The organism is Streptomyces sp. NRRL S-337 (assembly GCF_000720175.1).
Lineage (GTDB): Bacteria > Actinomycetota > Actinomycetes > Streptomycetales > Streptomycetaceae > Streptomyces > Streptomyces siderophoricus.
In genome coordinates this window covers 55,774-75,441 of record NZ_JOIX01000016.1, presented here as the reverse complement: position 1 = coordinate 75,441, position 19,668 = coordinate 55,774, and the positions used below count along the sequence as shown (strand labels likewise).

Here is a 19,668-nt window from a genome sequence, read left to right as displayed (position 1 = left end):
CATGCGGCTTTCCTTCCTCAACTCCCGCAGGACTTTCGGTACGGGGTCTGGACGCCGCCTCGCGCACAGGTCTATACATCGGATGACCCGGAAAGGTCCGATGTTAGCTCCGTCGGCAGGAACGATGTTCCTCCGCTACTCCCCAGGGGCGTGCGCATGGCCGTGACCGGCACCGTCACCGCGTTCGAGATCCACGACGTCCGCTTCCCCACCTCGGACCAGCTCGACGGCTCGGACGCCATGCACCCCGACCCCGACTACTCCGCCGCCTACCTCGTCCTGCACACCGGCGGCGGACCGCGCGGCCACGGCCTGTGCTTCACCCTCGGGCGCGGCAACGACGTCATGGCCACCGCGATCCGCTCCCTCGCGCCGTACCTCGTCGGCCGCCCGGTGCCCACCACCGCCGCCGACCTCGCCGCCCTGCACCGCGACCTCACCCACGACTCCCAGCTGCGCTGGCTCGGCCCCGAGAAGGGCGTGATGCAGATGGCGGCCGGCGCGGTGGTCAACGCCGCCTGGGACCTGGCCGCCCGCCGGGCCGGCCTGCCGGTGTGGGAGTTCCTCGCCGCGATGACCCCCGAGGACCTCGTCTCGCTCGTCGACTTCCGCTACCTCTCCGACGCCCTCACCCCCGGCGAGGCGCTGGCCCTGCTGCGCGCCGCCACGCCCGGCCGGGCCGCCCGCGCCGCCCTCCTGAAGGCCGAGGGCTACCCCGCGTACACCACCTCGCCCGGCTGGCTCGGCTACGACGACGCCAAGCTGGTCCGGCTCGCCAAACAGGCGGTGGCCGACGGCTTCGGGCAGATCAAGCTGAAGGTGGGCGCCGACCTCGACGACGACAGACGGCGGCTGCGGCTGGCCCGCGCCGCGGTCGGTCCCGGCGTACGGATCGCGGTCGACGCCAACCAGCGCTGGGACGTGGCCGAGGCGGTCCGCTGGATGACCGCGCTGGCGCCGTACACCCCGTACTGGATCGAGGAACCGACCAGCCCGGACGACGTGCTGGGGCACGCCGCGGTGCGCGCCGGGCAGCCCGTGAAGGTCGCCACCGGCGAACACGTCGCCAACCGCGTGGTGTTCAAACAGCTGCTGCAGGCCGGGGCGGTGGACTTCGTCCAGATCGACGCGGCCCGGGTGGCCGGGGTCAACGAGAACCTGGCCATCCTGCTGCTGGCCGCCAAATACGGCGTCCCGGTGTGCCCGCACGCGGGCGGCGTGGGCCTGTGCGAGCTGGTGCAGCACCTGGCGATGTTCGACTACGTGGCCGTCTCCGGCAGCCGGGACGACCGCGTCATCGAGTACGTCGACCACCTCCACGAGCACTTCGTCCACCCGGTCGTGGTCGAGCACGGCCGCTACCGGGCCCCGGCCGCCCCCGGCTTCTCCGCCGAGATGCACCCGGCGTCGCTCGCCGCCCACCGCTACCCCGACGGACCCGTCTGGCGGGCCCGGCAGGCCACCGAGGAGGCCCTCGCATGACCGACTTCGACGGCCTGGCCGCCCTCGTCACCGGCGGCGGTTCCGGTATCGGCGCGGCCACCGCCGCCCTGCTCCAGGAGCGCGGCGCCACGGTCGCCGTACTGGACCGCGACCCGTCCGGCGCCCCGCCCGGCACCCTCGCGGTCACGGCCGACGTCACCTCCGCCGCCGCCGTACGTGCCGCCGTCGACGAGGCGGCGGCCGAACTGGGCGCCCTGCACACCCTCGTCGGCAACGCCGGCATCGGTGCGACCGGCACCGTCGAGGACAACGACGACGAGGAGTGGCAGCACGTCCTGGACGTCAACCTGCTCGGCCTGGTCCGCACCGCCCGCGCCGCACTGCCGCACCTGCGCCGGGCGGCACCCGCCCGCCCCGGGGCCGTGTCGATCACCCACACCTGCTCCATCGCCGCCACCGCCGGGCTGCCGCAACGGGCCCTGTACGCCGCCAGCAAGGGCGCGGTGCTCTCGCTGACGCTCGCCATGGCCGCCGACCACGTCCGCGAGGGCATCCGGGTCAACTGCGTCAACCCGGGCACCGCCGACACCCCGTGGATCGGCCGGCTGCTGGACCGGGCCGACGACCCGGCGGCCGAACGCGCCGCCCTCCACGCCCGCCAGCCGATGGGCCGGATGGTCACCGCCGCCGAAGTCGCCGCCGCCATCGCCTCGTTGGCGTCCCCGGCCGCCGCCGGCATCACCGGCACCGCGCTCGCCGTCGACGGCGGCATGCAGGGCCTGCGCCTGCGCCCCGCGACGTGATCCCGGCCGCGAACGGAGAGCCGGACCAGCCCACCCGACCGACCAAGGGAATCCCATGAGACTGCGTACGACCGGCGCGGCGGCGGGTGCCGCGGTGTCCGTGCTCGCTGCCCTCGCCGCCCTCGCCGCGCTCACCGGCTGCAACCGCGGCAGCGACGCCGCCGGCCGGATCGGCATCGACCTGCCCCGCACGGACACCGACTTCTGGAACTCCTACCAGCAGTACCTCCAAAAGGACCTGGACCACGGCGGCCCGAAGGCCCTCCCACTGGCCAACTCCCAGAACGACATCGGCAAGGTCGTCGCCGACGTGCAGGCGCTGACCGGTCAGGGCGCCGAGGCGATCGTGATGGCCCCTCAGGACACCGGGGCCATCAGCGCCGAGCTGCAGCGGCTGGCGGCGAAGAAGATCCCCGTGATCAGCGTGGACACCCGGCCCGACGACGGCACGGTCTACATGGTCGTACGCGCCGACAACCGCGCCTACGGCGAGAAGTCCTGCGACTACCTCGGCCGCAAACTCGGCGGCCGGGGCCGGGTCGCCGAACTCCAGGGCGACCTCAGCTCGATCAACGGGCGGGACCGCTCCGAGGCGTTCGCGGCCTGCATGAAGAAGAAGTACCCGAAGATCACCGTGCATGAGCTGGCCACCGACTGGAAGGGCGAGGTCGCCTCCGCCAAGCTGCAGAGCCTGCTCGCCCAGCACCCCGACCTCGACGGCATCTACCTGCAGGCCGGCGGCGCCTTCCTGCAGCCGACGCTGGCACTGCTGGAGCAGAAGAAGCGGCTCGTACCGGCCGGCTCCGCCGGGCACCTCACCATCATCTCCAACGACGGCATACCGGACGAACTGGCCGCGATCCGTGCCGGCACGATCGACGCCACCCTCTCCCAGCCGGCCGACCTCTACGCCAAGTACGCGCTCCGCTACGCCCAGGCCGCACTGGACGGCAAGACCTTCAAGCCCGGCCCCACCGACCACGGCTCCACCATCGTGAAGATCAAGAACGGCCTGGAGGACCAGCTCCCGGCACCCCTGGTCACCAAGGCCACCGTCGACGACCCCACGCTCTGGGCCAACCAGCTCGACCGGCCCGGGAAGAAGCAGCAGCGATGACGGCCCACGAACCGGCGGCGGTGCACGCCGAGGGAATCGTCAAACGCTACGGCCCCACCGTCGCCCTCGACGGCGCCCGGCTGACCGTACGGCCCGCCGAGGCCCATGCCCTCGTCGGCCGCAACGGCGCCGGCAAGTCCACCCTGGTCTCCGTGCTGACCGGCCTGACCCGCCCGGACGCCGGCCGGGTCACCTTCGCCGGGCGGCCCGCACCCCGCTGGGGCGACCCGGCCGCCTGGCAGCGCACGGTCGCCTGCGTCCACCAGAAGTCGATGACGGTGCCCGGACTGACCGTCGCCGAGAACCTCTTCCTGGGCCGCCTCCCGGGCGGCCGCACGCTCCGCTGGGGCGCACTGCGCGCCCGCGCCGGCGAACTGCTCGCCGAGTACGGCGTCACGGTCGACCCGGGCGCCCGGATACGCGAACTCGGCGTGGAACAGCGGCAGTTCGTGGAGATCGCCCGCGCCCTGTCGCAGGGCGCCCGGCTGATCGTCCTCGACGAGCCCACCGCCCGCCTCGACGCCGCCGGCATCGACCGGCTCTTCGGCAAACTGCGGGCCCTACGCGACCAGGGCGTGGCCTTCCTGTTCATCTCGCACCACCTGACGGAGGTCTACGAGCTGTGCGACACCGTCACCGTCCTCCGCGACGCCCGCCCCGTACTGACCGCGCCCGTCCCGGACCTCCCCAGGAACGAGCTGGTCGCGGCGATGACGGGGGAGGAGCCGGGCGCCGCGCGGCGCCCCCGGCCGGCCGCGCGCACCACGGGCGCACCGGTGCTGCGGACCGAAGGGCTGGCGCTGCACGGCCGGTTCGGCCCGCTCGACCTGACCGTACGGGCCGGTGAGGTGGTGGGCCTCGCGGGCGCCACGGCCAGTGGGACCACCGCGATCGGCGAGACGCTGGCCGGGCTGCGGGCCCCGGACGCCGGCCGGATCTCGGTGCGCGGCCGCCCGGTCCGCACCGGCAGCGTGCCGCACGCCCTCGCCGCCGGCATCGGCTACGTCCCCGAGGACCGGCACCGCGAGGGCCTCGTCCCCGGCCGCAGCGTCGCCGAGAACGCCACCCTCACCGTCGCCGACCAGCTGGGGCCGCTGGGGACCGTACTGCCCTCCCGGACCCGCGCGTTCGCCCGGCGCATGATCAGCGAGCTGGACATCCGGACCACCGGTCCCGGCCAGCCGGTCTCCGGGCTCTCCGGCGGCAACCAGCAGAAGGTCGTGATCGCCCGCGCGCTGGCCCGCCGGCCCGCCGTCCTGGTCGCCGTCCGGCCCACCAACGGCGTCGACGTCCGGTCCAAGGAGGCCCTGCTCGGCGTCGTACGCCAGGTCGCGGACGGCGGCAGCGGCGCCCTGATCGTCTCCGACGAACTGGACGACCTCCGGGTCTGCGACCGGGTGCTGGCGGTCTTCCACGGCCGGGTGACCGCCCACTTCCCGCGCGGCTGGCGCGACCACGACCTGGTCGCCGCCATGGAGGGCCTGGCCGGCGACCGCACCGACGAGTGGCCGGCGGGCGACGGCACCGACGAGCGGCCGGCGGGCCACGGCGCCGACGACCCGCACGGAACGGAAGGGACCGCGCCATGACCGGAACCGCCTCGCCGCCGGCCACCGACCTCGGTGCCGCCACCCCGCGCGCACGCCGCCGGCCCCGGATCGACCCGGCCCGCTGGCGGGACCTCTCCCTGGTGCCGGTGATCCTCGTGCTGGGTGTCATCGGCTTCATCGTCTCGCCCGCCTTCCTGACCCAGGACAACCTCATCGGGGTCGTCCAGCAGTCCACCGAACTCGGCCTGCTGGTCCTCGGCGAGGCGCTCGTCCTGATCAGCGGCCGGATGGACCTGTCACTGGAATCGACCATCGGGCTGGCGCCGGTGGTGGCGCTGTGGCTGGTGATGCCCGCGCACGGCGGGCGGTTCGCAGGCCTCGCGCTCTTCCCCGCCTGGACCGCGATCCCGCTGTGCCTGGCCGTCGGTGCGGCCGTCGGCGCCACCAACGGCCTGCTGATCCTGGGGCTCAGGGTCAACGGCTTCATCGCCACCCTCGGCATGCTCACCATGCTGCGCGGCCTCCAGGTGGGCCTCTCCGAGGGCCAGTCGATAGGCAACGTCCCGGAGTCCTTCGCCTACCTGGGCAAGGCCGACTGGCTGGGCGTCCCGGCCGCCGTCTGGATCTGCCTGGCACTGTTCGCGCTCGGCGGCGCGGCCCTGGGCTACCTCCGGCACGGACGGGCGCTGTACGCGATCGGCGGCAATCCGGAGGCCGCCCGCGCCGCCGGCATCCGCGTGGACCGGCTCACCTGGGCCGTCCTCACCCTCGCCGGGGTGCTCGCCGCCTTCGCCGGGATCCTCTACACCGGCCACTACGGCGCGGTCTCGGCGAGCCAGGGCAACGGCTGGATCTTCCAGGTCTTCGCCGCCGCGGTGATCGGCGGCATCAGCCTCAAGGGCGGCCACGGCACCCTCTTCGGCGCGCTCACCGGCGTACTCACCCTCCAACTGGTCATCAACGTCATGACACTGGGCGGGGTGCCGCCGCTGTGGACCCAGTTCCTCAACGGCGCGATCATCATCGTCGCCCTGGTCATTTCCCGCTTCACCAGCGGCGAGAAGCAGGACTGAGGGCCCCCGGCCATGCACCAACACACCTATTTCTGCCGCGAGTTGGGACACAGCGGGGTAACCGTCCCGCCCCTCGGCCTGGGCTGCGCCCCGCTCGGCAACCTCTACCGCGCCGTCCCCGAAGAGCAGGCCCGGGCCGTCGTCCACACCGCCCTCGCGGCCGGCGCCGGCTACTTCGACACCGCACCGCACTACGGCCTCGGCCTCTCCGAAGAGCGGCTCGGCCGGGCGCTGCACGGCCGGGACCGGGACGGCTACATCCTGGCCACCAAGGTGGGCCGCCGGCTGCGACCGCTCGCACCGGGGGAGGAGGTGGCCGGTGAGGGCTTCGTGGACACCCCCGCCCGGGCCCGCGTCCGCGACCTGTCCCGCGACGGCATCCACGCCACCCTGGAGGCGTCCCTGGAGCGGCTCGGCGTCGACCGCGTCGACATCGTCCACCTGCACGACGTCGAGCACCATCTGCGCGAGGTGCACGAAACGGGCTTCCCGTCCCTCGCCGAACTGCGCGCCCAAGGAGTCGTGCGCGCCATCGGCTTCGGGATGAACCACAGCGACGTCCTGGCCCGGCTCGTCGCCGACCTCGATGTGGACGTGGTGCTCTGCGCCGGCCGCTGGACGCTGCTGGACCACTCCGCCCTGGCCGACCTGCTGCCGGTCTGCGCCCGCCGCGGCACCTCCGTCGTCGTCGGCGGGGTCTACAACTCCGGGCTGCTCGCCGACCCGTCACCCGGCGCCCGCTACGACTACGCCCCGGCGCCACCCGCCCTGCTGCACCGCGCCCGCCAACTGGCCTCCGTGTGCGAGGAGTTCGGAGTACCGCTGAAGGCCGCGGCGCTGCGCTTCCCGTTCGGTCACCCGGCCGTGGCCGCGGCTGTCGTGGGCGCCGCCACCCCCGGCGAAATGGCGGAGAACGCCCGGCTCTTCACCCAGGAGATCCCCGACGCCCTCTGGCACACGCTCGTCGCCCGCGGGCTGCTCGACCCCGACCTGCCGCTGCCCCGCACCGACGGCCCCGACACCCCCGGAGCACGCCCCTGATGCGCATCGACGCCCACCACCACCTGTGGGACCTCACCAGGCGGCACCAGCCGTGGATGGCCGGGCCCTGGGCCGACCCGATCCGCCGCAGCTACGCGCTCGCCGACCTCGTCCCGCACCTGACCGCACACGGCATCGACCGCACGGTCCTGGTCCAGTCGTCGTCCTCGTACGACGAGACCGCCGAACTGCTGGCGATCGCGGCGGGGGAGGGCCCGGTCGCGGGCGTCGTCGGCTGGGCCGACCTCACCGACCCGGCGCTTCCCGACCGCCTGGCGGACCGGCCGGCCGAACTGGTCGGCATCCGCCACCAGGTCCAGGACGAACCCGACCCCGACTGGCTCACCCGCCCCGCGGTCCTGCGCGCACTGGCCGCCCTGGCCGAAGCCGGTCTCGTCTACGACCTGCTGGTCACCCCGCGCGAACTGCCCGCCGCACACACCGCGGCCCGGGCCCTGCCCCAGCTGTCCTTCGTCCTGGACCACGCGGCCAAACCGGCGGTGGCGGCGGGGGAGTGGCAGCCCTGGGCCGACGCGGTCGGTGCGCTCGCCGGACTGCCGAACGTCAGCTGCAAACTGTCCGGCCTGGTCACCGAGGCCGACCGGGACGCCTGGCGGCCCTCGCAGATCCTCCCCTACGCCCGGCACGTGCTGGACGCCTTCGGCCCGGACCGGCTGATGTTCGGCTCCGACTGGCCGGTCTGCACCCTCGCCGCCGCCTACGCCGACGTCCTCACCCTCGCGGAAGCAGCCACCACCGACCTCACCACGCCCGAGCGCGCGGCAGTCTTCGGCGGAACAGCGGCGCGGGTCTACGGGCTCGCGGCGCTGTAGCCGAACGGCGGGCGGGGCGATGGTCGTTCGGGCCGGGGGCCGGGGGCCGATGTCCGGTGGCCGTACGGGCCGGGGCGGCCCCCGCCCGGGCCGCCGCGTCGGCGTCCGGTTTCCGCCAGCCCCGTAGCCGTCCACGCCCGAGGATCGAGGCGTACCGCGGACCGACGCGGTGCTCGTCCAGTACGGACGACCGACACGCACGAAGGCGACGGTGACGACGATGACCGCGACGGTGATGGCTCCCATGACCATGACCCCCATGACGGCGACCGCGGCGGGGGAGGGCGGCGGCCGGCCACTGGCGGGCAAGGTGGCCCTGGTGACCGGCGGCAGCCGTGGCATCGGGGCGGCGATCGCGCGCCGGCTGGCCGCCGGGGGCGCGGCGGTGGCACTGACCTACCAGAGCCGGCAGGACCTGGCCGACCAGGTGGTCAAGGAGATCGAGCAGGCCGGCGGACAGGCCTGGGCGGTCCGGGCCGACGTGGCCGACGCCGAGCAGGTGTGGGCCTCGGTGGCCGGGGCCGTGGAGCGCTTCGGGCGGCTGGACATCCTGGTGAACAACGCCGGGACCGGCGTCCTCGGGCCGTTCGAGGGGATCTCCCTGGAGGACGTGGACCGGGTGCTGCGCACCAACGTCCGCGGGCCGTTCCTCGCCGCGCAGGCCGCGGCCGCGCATCTGACCGAGGGCGGGCGGATCATCTCGATCGGCAGCTGCATGGCCGAACGGGTCGCCTTCCCCGGCGGCACCCTCTACGCCACCAGCAAGTCCGCACTGACCGGCCTCACCAAGACCCTGGCCAAGGAACTGGGACCGCGCGGGATCACCGCCAACCTCATCCACCCGGGCCCGATCGACACCGACATGAACCCGGCCGACGGCGAGAGCGCGGAGTTCCAGGCGGGGCTGACCGCCCTGGGCGCCTACGGCCGGGACCTGGACGTCGCGGAGACCGTGGCCCACCTGGCGGGCGAGGGCGGACGCTACATCACGGGCGCCTCGATCGCGGTGGACGGCGGCTTCGCGGTCTGATCCGGGACGGGGGCCCGACCCCCGGTGCCCGCGCGTCACAGTGAGGTGCGCAACCACTGCTCCACGCTGGCGATGTGGACCGTCGCCCAGGCCCGTGCCGCCTCCGCGTCCCGGTCGCGCAGTGCGCCGAGGATCGCCCGGTGTTCGGTGAGGGTGCGGGTCACCGCGTCCTTCTGGGTCAGCCCGCGCCAGATCCTGGCCCGGGTGGTCGGCCCGGACAGCCCGTCCAGCAGCGAACAGAGCACGGAGTTGCCGGACGCCGCGACGATCCCGCGGTGGAACTCCAGGTCCGAGGCGACCAGGTCCTCCACCGACGGGCTCGGGCCCAGCGCGTCCAACCGGGCCTCCAGGGCGTCGAGTTCGTCGCGGCCGATCCGGCCGGCCGCCATCGCCGTGGCGGCCGGCTCCAGGATCCGGCGGACGGCGAGGAACTCCAGCACCGTGTCGTCGCGGTGGAAGTCCACGACGAAGCTCATCGCCTCCAGCAGCACCTGCGGATCGAGGCTGGTGACGTAGGTGCCGTCGCCCTGGCGTACGTCGAGGATGCGGATGAGGGACAGCGCCCGCACCGCCTCGCGCAGCGAGTTGCGGGACAGCCCGAGCTCGGCCGCCAGCTCGCTCTCCTTCGGTAGCCGGTCGCCCGGCCGCAGCGCGCCGGAGACGATCATGCCCTTGATCTTCTCGATGGCCTCATCGGTGACCGCCATGCCGACCTCCCAGACATCCGATGTCTGGGTCATTATGGCCCCGCGGGCCGGTCGCGACCGCCTCCCGATTGCGGTACGACGAAGGGGCGGCCCCCCGGACCGCCCCTTCGTGCTTCAGCAGGTGCTGACGTGCTGACCCGGTGTCAGCCCTCCAGCATGTCCTTGACCTTGGCCCGGACGTCCTCGGTGTCCAGCCCGCGGATGGTCAGCGTGGTACGGCGGCGCAGCACGTCGTCGACGGTCTCGGCCCACTCGTTGTCCCGGGCGTAGGCGACCTGCGCCCAGATCTCCGGGGCGTCCGGGTGGATCCGCTCGGCCAGCGCCGGGTTCTCGTTGGCCAGCCGGGCGATGTCGAAGGACAGCGAACCGTAGTGGGTGGCGAGGTGCCGCGCGGTCTCCGGGGCCATCCGGGGACCGGGGGTGCCGCCGTCGACGAGCAGCCGGTGGGCGACCGCGTTCGGGTTGGCGATACCGGGCAGCGGGAGCTTCTTCGGCAGCTGCGCGATCGGCTCCATGTCGTCGGCCAGCGGCTGGCCGGGCAGCGCGGCGAGCTTGTTCATCACCGTCCGGCCGATGTGCCGGAAGGTCGTCCACTTGCCGCCGGCCACCGACAGCATGCCGCCGCTGCCCTCGGTGACGACCGTCTCGCGCTTGGCCTTGGAGGTGTCCCCGGGGCCGCCCGGCAGCACCCGCAGACCCGCGAAGGAGTACGTGATCAGGTCGCGGGACAGCTGCTGGTCGCGGATCGAGAAGGCGGCCTCGTCCAGGATCTGGGTGACGTCCTTGTCGTTGACCGCGACGTCCGCCGGGTCGCCCTCGAACTCCTCGTCCGTGGTGCCCAGCAGCAGCATGTCCTCCCAGGGGAGGGCGAAGGTGATGCGGTACTTGTCGATCGGGGTGGCCAGCGCCGCCTTCCAGGGGGAGGTGCGCTTGAGGACCAGGTGCGCGCCCTTCGACAGCCGGATGGACGGGGCCGCGTTCGGGTCCTCCATCTTGCGCAGGTGGTCCACCCACGGGCCGGTGGCGTTGAGCACCAGGCGCGCGTTCACCCCGAACTCCTGGCCGTCCGTACGGTCCTTGAGCTCGGCGCCGGTGACCCGGCCCTGGGTGAAGCGCAGACCGGTGACCTCGGCGTGGTTGAGGACCGTGGCGCCGGCCGCGACCGCCGCGCGGACGGTCATCAGCGCCATCCGGGAGTCGTTCATCTGGTCGTCGCCGTACACGGCCACGGCCTTGAGGTTCTCCGTGCGCAGCTCCGGCACGTCGCGCTGCGCCTTGGCCGCGGATATCACGTGGCCGACGCCGTCGCCGAACGCGGACAGCGCGGAGTAGGCGAAGACGCCCGCCCCGAGCTTGGCCGCGCCGTGCGGGCCGCCCTTGTACACCGGCAGGTAGAAGGTGAGGGGGTTGGAGAGGTGCGGTGCGACCTCGCGGGACACCGCACGCCGCTCGAAGTGGTTCTCCGCCACCAGCTTGACCGCACCGGTCTGCAGGTAGCGCAGACCGCCGTGCAGCAGCTTGGAGGAGGCGGAGGAGGTGGCGCCGGCGAAGTCGCCGGCGTCCACCAGGGCCACCCGCAGTCCGGCCTGCGCGGCGTGCCAGGCGGTGGAGATGCCCAGGATGCCGCCACCGATCACCAGGAGGTCGTAGGTCGCCTTGGAAAGCTGCTCCCGAGTCTCGGCGCGGCTCGGGTTCGAACCGTTGGCCGGGTGCGTCCCGAGGGCCGGGACGCTCTGCAGGGTGCTCATGTTGTGCTCCTCGTCAGCTCTCGTCGTCGAGCCAGCCCATGGTCCGCTCCACGGCCTTGAGCCAGTTCTTGTACTCGCGGTCACGGATGGCCGCGTCCATGCGGGGGGTCCATTCGGCGGCCCGGCGCCAGTTGGCGCGCAGCTCGTCGGTGCTGGACCAGAAGCCGACGGCCAGACCGGCCGCGTAGGCAGCGCCGAGACAGGTGGTCTCGGCGACCATCGGGCGCACCACGGGTGCGTCCAGGAAGTCCGAGATGGTCTGCATCAGCAGGTTGTTGGAGGTCATACCGCCGTCGACCTTGAGTGCGGTGAGCTCGACGCCGGAGTCCTTGGTCATGGCGTCGGTGATCTCGCGCGTCTGCCAGGCGGTGGCCTCGAGAACGGCGCGGGCGATGTGCGCCTTGGTGACGTAACGGGTCAGGCCCGCGATGACACCGCGCGCGTCCGAGCGCCAGTAGGGGGCGAACAGGCCGGAGAAGGCCGGCACGAAGTAGGCGCCGCCGTTGTCCTCGACCGTGCTGGCCAGGGTCTCGATCTCGGCCGCGCTGTTGATCAGGCCCATCTGGTCGCGCATCCACTGGACGAGCGAACCGGTGACGGCGATCGAGCCCTCCAGGGCGTAGACCGTCTGCTGGTCGCCGATCCGGTAGCCGACGGTGGTCAGCAGCCCGTTGTAGGAGTTGACCGGCTCGTGGCCGGTGTTCATCAGCATGAAGGTGCCGGTGCCGTACGTGGACTTGGCCTCGCCCTGCGCGAAGCAGGTCTGGCCGAAGAGCGCGGCCTGCTGGTCGCCGAGCGCCGAGGCGACCGGGACACCGGACAGCACGCCGCCGGCGGTGTGGCCGTAGACCTCGGAGGACGACTTGATCTCCGGCAGCACGGCCGCCGGGATGTCCATCGACGCGAGGATCTTCTCGTCCCACTCCAGGCTGTGCAGGTTCATCAGCATGGTGCGCGAGGCGTTGGTGACGTCGGTGACGTGGTGGCCGCCGTCGACGCCGCCGGTGAGGTTCCAGATGACCCAGGAGTCCATCGTGCCGAAGAGGATCTCGCCGCGCTCGGCGCGCTCGCGCAGGCCCTCGACGTTGTCGAGCAGCCAGCGGATCTTCGGGCCGGCGAAGTAGGAGGCCAGCGGCAGACCGGTCTCCCGGCGGAAGCGGTCCTGGCCGACGTTGCGGCCCAGCTCCTTGCAGAGCGCGTCGGTGCGGGTGTCCTGCCAGACGATGGCGTTGTGGACCGGCTCACCGGTGTTCTTGTCCCAGAGGACGGTGGTCTCGCGCTGGTTGGTGATGCCGATGGCGCGGACGTCGTCGGCGGTGATGCCGGCCTTCTGCACGGCACCGTCGACGACCTGCTGGACGTTGGTCCAGATCTCGGCGGCGTCGTGCTCGACCCAGCCCGGCTTCGGGAAGATCTGCTCGTGCTCCTTCTGGTCGACCGAGACGATCCGGCCGTCCTTGTCGAAGACGATGCAGCGGCTGGAGGTCGTCCCCTGGTCGATGGCTGCGATGAACGGGCCGTGGCCGTGGGAGGAGGTGCTGTGGGTGTCGCTCATGGTGTGCTCCAAGAAGTCTGTGCGGGCGGCGGGGCGGTCGGGCGGATCAGGCGAACGCGACCTGGTAGATGCCCCCGGCGAGGGCGCCGCCGATCAGCGGGCCGACGACCGGGATCCAGGCGTAACCCCAGTCTGAACCGCCCTTGTTCGGCAGCGGCAGCAGTGCGTGCACGATGCGCGGACCGAGGTCGCGGACCGGGTTGATGGCGTATCCGGTCGGGCCGCCCAGCGACAGACCGATGCCGACGACGACCAGTGCCACCAGCAGGGTGCCGATGACGCCGACGCCCTTGCCGTTGTCGCTCAGACCGAGCGTGAGGATCGACAGCACGAGCACGGTGGTGGCGATGATCTCGGTGGCGAGGTTCTGCACGGCATTGCGGATCTCCGGGCCGGTGGAGAAGATGCCCAGGACCGGGCCGGCCTTCGGAGCGGCGGCCTGGTCGACCATGCCCTCCTCGCTCGTGTGATCCGCCAGCACCTCGGGATCGGTCAGATGCGCACGGAACTGTCCGTAGTACACGACCCAGACCAGTACGGCGCCGATCATGGCGCCGAGCATCTCGCCGGCCAGGTACACCGGCACCTGGCTCCATGCGACGGCGCCCTTGATGGCGAGGCCGATCGTGACCGCGGGGTTGAGGTGCGCGCCGGACTTCGCGGCGATGTAGGCACCCGTGAGGACGGCGAAGCCCCACCCGAAGGTGATGGCCACCCATCCGGCGTTGTGCGCCTTGGAGCGCTTGAACGTGACGGCGGCGCAGACGCCGCCGCCCATCAGAAGCAGTACAGCGGTACCGATGGTCTCGCTGAGGAAGATGTCGGAGCTGGACACCGGCGACTCCTTTGTCCTTCGTCCAGGGGAAGGCGAACCCCGGGTCCCTCCGGTGGTTCGCGCCCTCCGAGAGGGCGGTGGTCGGCCCGGCACTGCCCACCATAGCGAATATTGCCGTGTGGTGTTCGACAATGCCGACCGATGAACGGCAGTTTTGTTCAGCGTCAGAACCCCGTCAAGAGGTACTTGGCCAAAAACTTAGGTGAACTTAAGGGGCGAAAGGGTCAGAACCGCCCTGCGCCAAGATCACGGGACACCGCGCGTGCACAATCGCGCACAGCAGCGACGATTTCCGGCCGCAGTTCGCCGTCCCGGCAGACCCGCTCCACCGCCCCCGTGATCCCCACCGCGCCCACCGGCATCCGCCGCCGGTCGTGGATCGGCGCGGCCACCGACGCCACGCCGTCCCAGGTCTCCTCCACGTCCGCGGCCCAGCCCCGGGCCCGGATCAGGTCCAGCAGCCCCTCGAAGTCCCCGAGACCGGTCACCGTGCGCGGCGTGAACGCCTCCCGGTCCGCCTCGACGACCTCGCTGTGCGCCACCGGGTCGTACGCGCAGAGCACCTTGCCCAGCGCCGTGCTGTGCAGCGGCTGCATCGCCCCCACCTCCAGCACCTGCCGGCTGTCGTCCGGCCGGAAGACGTGGTGGACCACCAGTACCCCCTGCTGGTGCAGGACGCCCAGGTAGACCGCCTCACCACTGGAGCGGGCCAGGTCGTCGGTCCACACCAGGGCGCGGGCGCGCAGCTCGTGCACGTCCAGGTAGCTGTTGCCCAGCCGCAGCAGCTCCGCACCCAGCTGGTAGCGGCCCGAGACCGCGTCCTGCTCGACGAAGCCCTCCTGCTGCAGGGTGCGCAGGATCCCGTGCGCGGTGCCCTTGGCCAGTCCGAGGGAGGAGGAGATGTCCGAGAGGCCCAGTCGCCGCTCACCTCCCGCGAGCAGCCGCAGCATCGCGGCGGCGCGCTCCAACGACTGGATGGTGCGTGCCATCGGGCAACCTCCGAAGTGAGCAGTTCGACAATGCTGAACGATATCGGCCCATGCCGACTGAAGGCAGGGCACGGGGACTACTGGGCGGGTGCACCGGAGTTTGCCAACGATCACGAACGGCCCACCCACGGGGGGTGGCGGGGTGCTGTCCACGCCCTGGAACGGGGAACACGTGTACCGCGCCCGACAGCTACGCTGGCCGGGTGCGCCCCCTGAAGGGGGGTGCAAAGCCGACAGCCGTCGCAACCACGGGAGCATCTCCATGGCCTCGAAGACGCCATCGTCCACCCCTACCGCCCGCATCGAATCCCTGCGTGAGGCCCTGGCCACGCGGGTGGTGGTCGCCGACGGGGCGATGGGCACCATGCTGCAGGCCCAGGACCCGACCATGGAGGACTTCCAGCAGCTGGAGGGCTGCAACGAGATCCTCAACCTCACCCGGCCCGACATCGTCCGTTCGGTGCACGAGGAGTACTTCGCGGTCGGCGTCGACTGCGTCGAAACCAACACATTCGGCGCAAACCACGCCGCCCTTTCCGAGTACGACATCCCCGAACGGGTCCACGAGCTGTCCGAGGCCGGCGCCCGGATCGCCCGCGAGGTCGCCGACGAGTTCACCGCCTCCACCGGCCAGCAGCGCTACGTCCTGGGCTCCATGGGCCCCGGCACCAAGCTGCCCACCCTCGGGCACGCCCCCTACGTCACCCTCCGCGACGCCTACCAGCAGAACGCCGAGGGCATGATCGCCGGCGGCGCGGACGCCCTGCTCGTCGAGACCACCCAGGACCTGCTGCAGACCAAGGCCGCCATCCTGGGCGCCCGCCGCGCCCTGAAGGCCACCGGCACCGACCTCCCGGTGATCTGCTCGGTCACCGTCGAGACCACCGGCACCATGCTGCTGGGCTCCGAGATCGGCGCCGCGCTGACCGCGCTGGAGCCGCTCGGCATCGACATGATCGGCCTGAACTGCGCCACCGGCCCGGCCGAGATGAGCGAGCACCTGCGCTACCTCGCCCGGCACTCCCGCATCCCGCTGTCCTGCATGCCCAACGCGGGCCTGCCGGTGCTCGGCAAGGACGGCGCCCACTACCCGCTGACGCCCCAGGAGCTGGCCGACGCCCAGGAGACCTTCGTCGCCGAGTACGGCCTGTCGCTGGTCGGCGGCTGCTGCGGTACGACGCCCGAGCACCTGCGGCAGGTCGTGGAGCGGGTCCGCGACCTCACCCCGCCCGAGCGCCGGCCGCGCCCCGAGCCGGGCGCCGCGTCCCTCTACCAGACCGTGCCGTTCCGCCAGGACACCTCCTACCTGGCGATCGGCGAGCGGACCAACGCCAACGGCTCGAAGAAGTTCCGCGAGGCGATGCTGGAGGGCCGCTGGGACGACTGCGTGGAGATGGCCCGCGACCAGATCCGCGAGGGCGCCCACATGCTCGACCTGTGCGTCGACTACGTGGGCCGGGACGGCGTCGCCGACATGGAGGAACTGGCCGGCCGCTTCGCCACCGCCTCCACCCTGCCCATCGTGCTGGACTCCACCGAGGTGCCCGTCATCCAGGCCGGCCTGGAGAAGCTCGGCGGCCGCGCGGTGATCAACTCCGTGAACTACGAGGACGGTGACGGACCGGAGTCCCGGTTCGCCAAGGTCACCGCCCTGGCCAAGGAGCACGGCGCCGCGCTGATCGCGCTGACGATCGACGAGGAGGGCCAGGCCCGTACGCCCGAGAAGAAGGTCGAGATCGCCGAGCGGATCATCGACGACCTCACCGGGAACTGGGGCATCCACGAGGCGGACATCCTCATCGACACGCTCACCTTCACCATCTGCACCGGCCAGGAGGAGTCCCGCAAGGACGGCCTCGCCACCATCGAGGCGATCCGGGAGCTGAAGCGGCGCCACCCGGACGTGCAGACCACCCTGGGCCTGTCCAACATCTCCTTCGGTCTGAACCCGGCCGCCCGTATCCTGCTGAACTCCGTCTTCCTGGACGAGTGCGTCAAGGCGGGCCTGGACTCGGCGATCGTGCACGCGTCCAAGATCCTGCCGATCGCGCGCTTCGACGAGGAGCAGGTCACCACCGCCCTGGATCTGATCTACGACCGGCGGTCCGAGGGCTACGACCCGCTGCAGAAGCTCATGCAGCTCTTCGAGGGCGCCACCGCCAAGTCGCTGAAGGCCGGCAAGGCCGAGGAACTGGCCGCGCTGCCGCTGGAGGAGCGCCTCAAGCGGCGCATCATCGACGGCGAGAAGAACGGTCTGGAGGCCGACCTCGACACGGCCCTGCAGGACCGCCCCGCCCTCGACATCGTCAACGACACCCTCCTGGACGGCATGAAGGTCGTCGGCGAGCTCTTCGGTTCCGGCCAGATGCAGCTGCCGTTCGTGCTGCAGTCCGCCGAGGTGATGAAGACCGCGGTGGCCTACCTGGAGCCGCACATGGAGAAGTCCGACGACGAGGGCAAGGGCACCATCGTCCTGGCCACCGTCCGCGGCGACGTCCACGACATCGGCAAGAACCTCGTCGACATCATCCTGTCAAACAACGGCTACAACGTCGTCAACCTCGGCATCAAGCAGCCGGTCTCGGCGATCCTGGAGGCCGCCGAGGAGCACCGGGCCGACGTCATCGGCATGTCCGGGCTCCTGGTCAAGTCCACGGTGATCATGAAGGAGAACCTGGAGGAGCTCAACCAGCGCAAGATGGCGGCCGACTACCCCGTCATCCTCGGCGGCGCCGCCCTCACCCGCGCCTACGTCGAGCAGGACCTGCACGAGATCTACGAGGGTGAGGTCCGCTACGCCCGCGACGCGTTCGAGGGCCTGCGGCTGATGGACGCCCTGATCGCCGTCAAGCGCGGGGTGCCCGGCGCGGCCCTCCCCGAGCTCAAGCAGCGCCGGGTCCCCAAGCGGGACACCGCGGAGCTGGAGGTGGAAGAGCCCGAGGGCGCGGTGCGCTCCGACGTCGCCACCGACAACCCGGTCCCCACCCCGCCGTTCTGGGGCACCCGGGTCGTCAAGGGCATCCAGCTCGCCGACTACGCCTCCTGGCTGGACGAGGGCGCCCTCTTCAAGGGCCAGTGGGGCCTCAAGCAGGCCCGCACCGGCGAGGGCCCGACGTACGAGGAGCTGGTGGAGACCGAGGGCCGCCCCCGGCTGCGCGGCTGGCTCGACAAGCTGCAGACCGAGAACCTCCTGGAGGCCGCGGTCGTCCACGGCTACTTCCCCTGCGTCTCCAAGGGCGAGGACCTGATCCTGCTGCACGAGGACGGCACCGAGCGCACCCGCTTCACCTTCCCGCGCCAGCGCCGCGGCCGCCGGCTGTGCCTGGCGGACTACTTCCGCCCGGAGGAGTCCGGGGAGACCGACGTCGTCGGCCTCCAGGTCGTCACCGTCGGCTCCAGGATCGGTGCCGCCACCGCCGAGCTCTTCGAGGCCAACTCCTACCGCGACTACCTCGAACTGCACGGCCTGTCCGTCCAGTTGGCCGAGGCGCTGGCCGAGTACTGGCACGCCCGGGTCCGCGCCGAGCTGGGCTTCGGCGGCGAGGACCCCGACGACGTCGAGGACATGTTCGCGCTCAAGTACCGCGGCGCCCGCTTCTCGCTGGGCTACGGCGCCTGCCCCGACCTGGAGGACCGCGCCAAGATCGCCGACCTGCTGCAGCCCGAGCGGATCGGGGTCCAGCTCTCCGAGGAGTTCCAGCTGCACCCGGAGCAGTCCACGGACGCCATCGTCATCCACCACCCGGAGGCGAAGTACTTCAACGCCAGGTGACGTCCGTACCGCCGGGCCCCGTCCGGCGTGACGCAGCGTGAGCGGCCGGGGCCGTCCGGAGTCGTACCGGGCGGCCCCGGCCGCTGCCGTCCGAGCCGCCGGCACGCATTCCGGCGCACACCGTCGTACACTTATCGATCCGGTAGTGGCCGGTCGTATCCCCCAGCCGGGGACGGCGACCGGCCTTTTCGTCCCTTGTGGGACGCGTAACGGAGGTGGATGGATGACCAGCAGCATCCCCGCAGTCGGCACCCGGACGGGCGGCGCCGCGACCCTCCAGGCCGTCTTCCTCGACCTCGACGGCACCCTCGTCGACACGGAGGGGTTCTGGTGGGAGGCGGAGGCGCAGGTGTTCGCCGAGCTCGGCCACGTCCTCGACGACGTCCACCGCGAGGTGGTCGTCGGCGGCCCGATGACCCGCAGCGCCGGGTATCTGATTCAGGCCACCGGCGCCGACATCGGCCTGACCGAGCTCAGCGTGCTGCTCAACGCCGCCTTCCTGGACCGGATCGCCCGCGGCGTCCCGCTGATGCCGGGCGCCCACCGGCTGCTGGCCGAGCTGGCCGCCCACGAGGTGCCCGCCGCGCTGGTCTCCGCCTCGCACCGCACCATCGTCGACCGGATGCTGCAGTCCCTCGGGCCGGAACACTTCCGGCTGACCCTGGCGGGCGACGACCTGCCCCGCACCAAGCCGCACCCGGACCCGTACGTCACGGCCGCCGCGCGGCTCGGGGTGGACCCGGCACGCTGCGTGGTCATCGAGGACACCCTGACCGGCGTGCGGGCGGGAGAGGCGGCCGGCTGCCCGGTCGTCGCGGTCCCCTCCGTGACCCCGATTCCGGCCGCCCCGGGCCGCAGCGTCGTCCGCTCGCTGGAAGAAGTCGATCTCGCATTTCTCCGGTCGCTCATCACGGAAAGCCGCGGCGCCGTGCACTGAGCGTGTCCCGCCAAATCCCCGGAAGAACTCAGGGGAGCGGTCCGCTCATTTTCCGTGACGAAAGGACCGGGGGCATCCTGACTGAATTGATACATCGCCGCAGAGCCGTGAATGCGTGACGTTTCTCACGCGCCATGGCATCGACAGCGGGCCCGGCAGGTGCTCCACGGGGCCCGTTCGGAGGTTTCTACGGGGGTAAGTGTCCGGATTGATGGAGCAACGCGCGGATCGTTCC

General features: G+C 72.0%; 15 protein-coding genes. 10 read left to right on the top strand and 5 right to left on the bottom strand.

The annotated features are described in order from the left end of the window. Window positions 1-156 precede the first annotated feature (156 nt). From IG62_RS0114425 to IG62_RS0114390, 8 genes are all read left to right on the top strand, one after another. Window positions 157-1,482 carry an enolase C-terminal domain-like protein gene (locus tag IG62_RS0114425; RefSeq protein ID WP_199812471.1) on the top strand — a complete coding sequence of 442 codons (1,326 nt, stop codon included), beginning with the start codon at window positions 157-159 and terminating at the stop codon, window positions 1,480-1,482. Beyond that, window positions 1,479-2,246: an SDR family NAD(P)-dependent oxidoreductase gene (locus IG62_RS0114420; RefSeq protein WP_030801881.1), complete on the top strand. Its 768-nt coding sequence runs from the start codon at window positions 1,479-1,481 to the stop codon at window positions 2,244-2,246. The genes IG62_RS0114425 and IG62_RS0114420 overlap by 4 nt, the downstream gene beginning before the upstream one ends. A 55-nt stretch (window positions 2,247-2,301) precedes the next feature. Further along, complete coding sequence (locus IG62_RS0114415) at window positions 2,302-3,363, top strand: sugar ABC transporter substrate-binding protein (protein WP_030801879.1); 1,062 nt, start codon at window positions 2,302-2,304, stop codon at window positions 3,361-3,363. Continuing rightward, the gene (locus tag IG62_RS0114410) at window positions 3,360-4,952 is read left to right on the top strand and encodes a sugar ABC transporter ATP-binding protein (protein WP_030801877.1); all 1,593 of its coding nucleotides are present in this window, start codon (window positions 3,360-3,362) and stop codon (window positions 4,950-4,952) included. Before IG62_RS0114415 ends, IG62_RS0114410 begins: the two co-directional genes overlap by 4 nt. Further along, complete coding sequence (locus tag IG62_RS0114405) at window positions 4,949-5,986, top strand: ABC transporter permease (RefSeq protein WP_030801875.1); 1,038 nt, start codon at window positions 4,949-4,951, stop codon at window positions 5,984-5,986. Before IG62_RS0114410 ends, IG62_RS0114405 begins: the two co-directional genes overlap by 4 nt. Before the next feature lie 12 nt (window positions 5,987-5,998). Then, window positions 5,999-7,027 (top strand): aldo/keto reductase, encoded by a 1,029-nt coding sequence (locus IG62_RS0114400; protein WP_051798061.1) that lies wholly within the window; start codon window positions 5,999-6,001, stop codon window positions 7,025-7,027. After that, complete coding sequence (locus tag IG62_RS0114395; RefSeq protein WP_030801871.1) at window positions 7,027-7,860, top strand: amidohydrolase family protein; 834 nt, start codon at window positions 7,027-7,029, stop codon at window positions 7,858-7,860. Before IG62_RS0114400 ends, IG62_RS0114395 begins: the two co-directional genes overlap by 1 nt. A 244-nt stretch (window positions 7,861-8,104) precedes the next feature. After that, entirely contained in the window at window positions 8,105-8,890 is a 786-nt protein-coding gene (locus tag IG62_RS0114390) for an SDR family oxidoreductase (RefSeq protein ID WP_051798075.1), read from the top strand. Between the two features lie 35 nt (window positions 8,891-8,925). Here the strand turns inward: IG62_RS0114390 and IG62_RS0114385 are convergent, their stop codons facing one another. From IG62_RS0114385 to IG62_RS0114365, 5 genes are all read right to left on the bottom strand, one after another. Beyond that, window positions 8,926-9,597: a FadR/GntR family transcriptional regulator gene (locus tag IG62_RS0114385; protein ID WP_030801866.1), complete on the bottom strand. Its 672-nt coding sequence runs from the start codon at window positions 9,595-9,597 to the stop codon at window positions 8,926-8,928. Window positions 9,598-9,740: 143 nt separating this feature from the next. After that, window positions 9,741-11,345, bottom strand: coding sequence for a glycerol-3-phosphate dehydrogenase/oxidase (locus IG62_RS0114380; RefSeq protein ID WP_030801863.1), 1,605 nt, complete (start codon window positions 11,343-11,345; stop codon window positions 9,741-9,743). A gap of 13 nt (window positions 11,346-11,358) precedes the next feature. Then, window positions 11,359-12,900, bottom strand: a complete 1,542-nt coding sequence (gene glpK, locus IG62_RS0114375; protein WP_030801860.1) for a glycerol kinase GlpK — start codon at window positions 12,898-12,900, stop codon at window positions 11,359-11,361. Between the two features lie 46 nt (window positions 12,901-12,946). After that, window positions 12,947-13,735 carry an MIP/aquaporin family protein gene (locus IG62_RS0114370; RefSeq protein ID WP_030801859.1) on the bottom strand — a complete coding sequence of 263 codons (789 nt, stop codon included), beginning with the start codon at window positions 13,733-13,735 and terminating at the stop codon, window positions 12,947-12,949. 224 nt (window positions 13,736-13,959) lie between these two features. Continuing rightward, window positions 13,960-14,724, bottom strand: a complete 765-nt coding sequence (locus tag IG62_RS0114365) for an IclR family transcriptional regulator (protein WP_030414718.1) — start codon at window positions 14,722-14,724, stop codon at window positions 13,960-13,962. 262 nt (window positions 14,725-14,986) lie between these two features. On the opposite strand from IG62_RS0114365, the gene metH reads away from it, so the two are divergent. Further along, window positions 14,987-18,496 (top strand): methionine synthase, encoded by a 3,510-nt coding sequence (gene metH / locus IG62_RS0114360; protein ID WP_030801856.1) that lies wholly within the window; start codon window positions 14,987-14,989, stop codon window positions 18,494-18,496. Window positions 18,497-18,719: 223 nt separating this feature from the next. Beyond that, window positions 18,720-19,433, top strand: coding sequence for an HAD family hydrolase (locus tag IG62_RS0114355; protein ID WP_030801854.1), 714 nt, complete (start codon window positions 18,720-18,722; stop codon window positions 19,431-19,433). The last annotated feature ends 235 nt before the right edge of the window (window positions 19,434-19,668 follow it).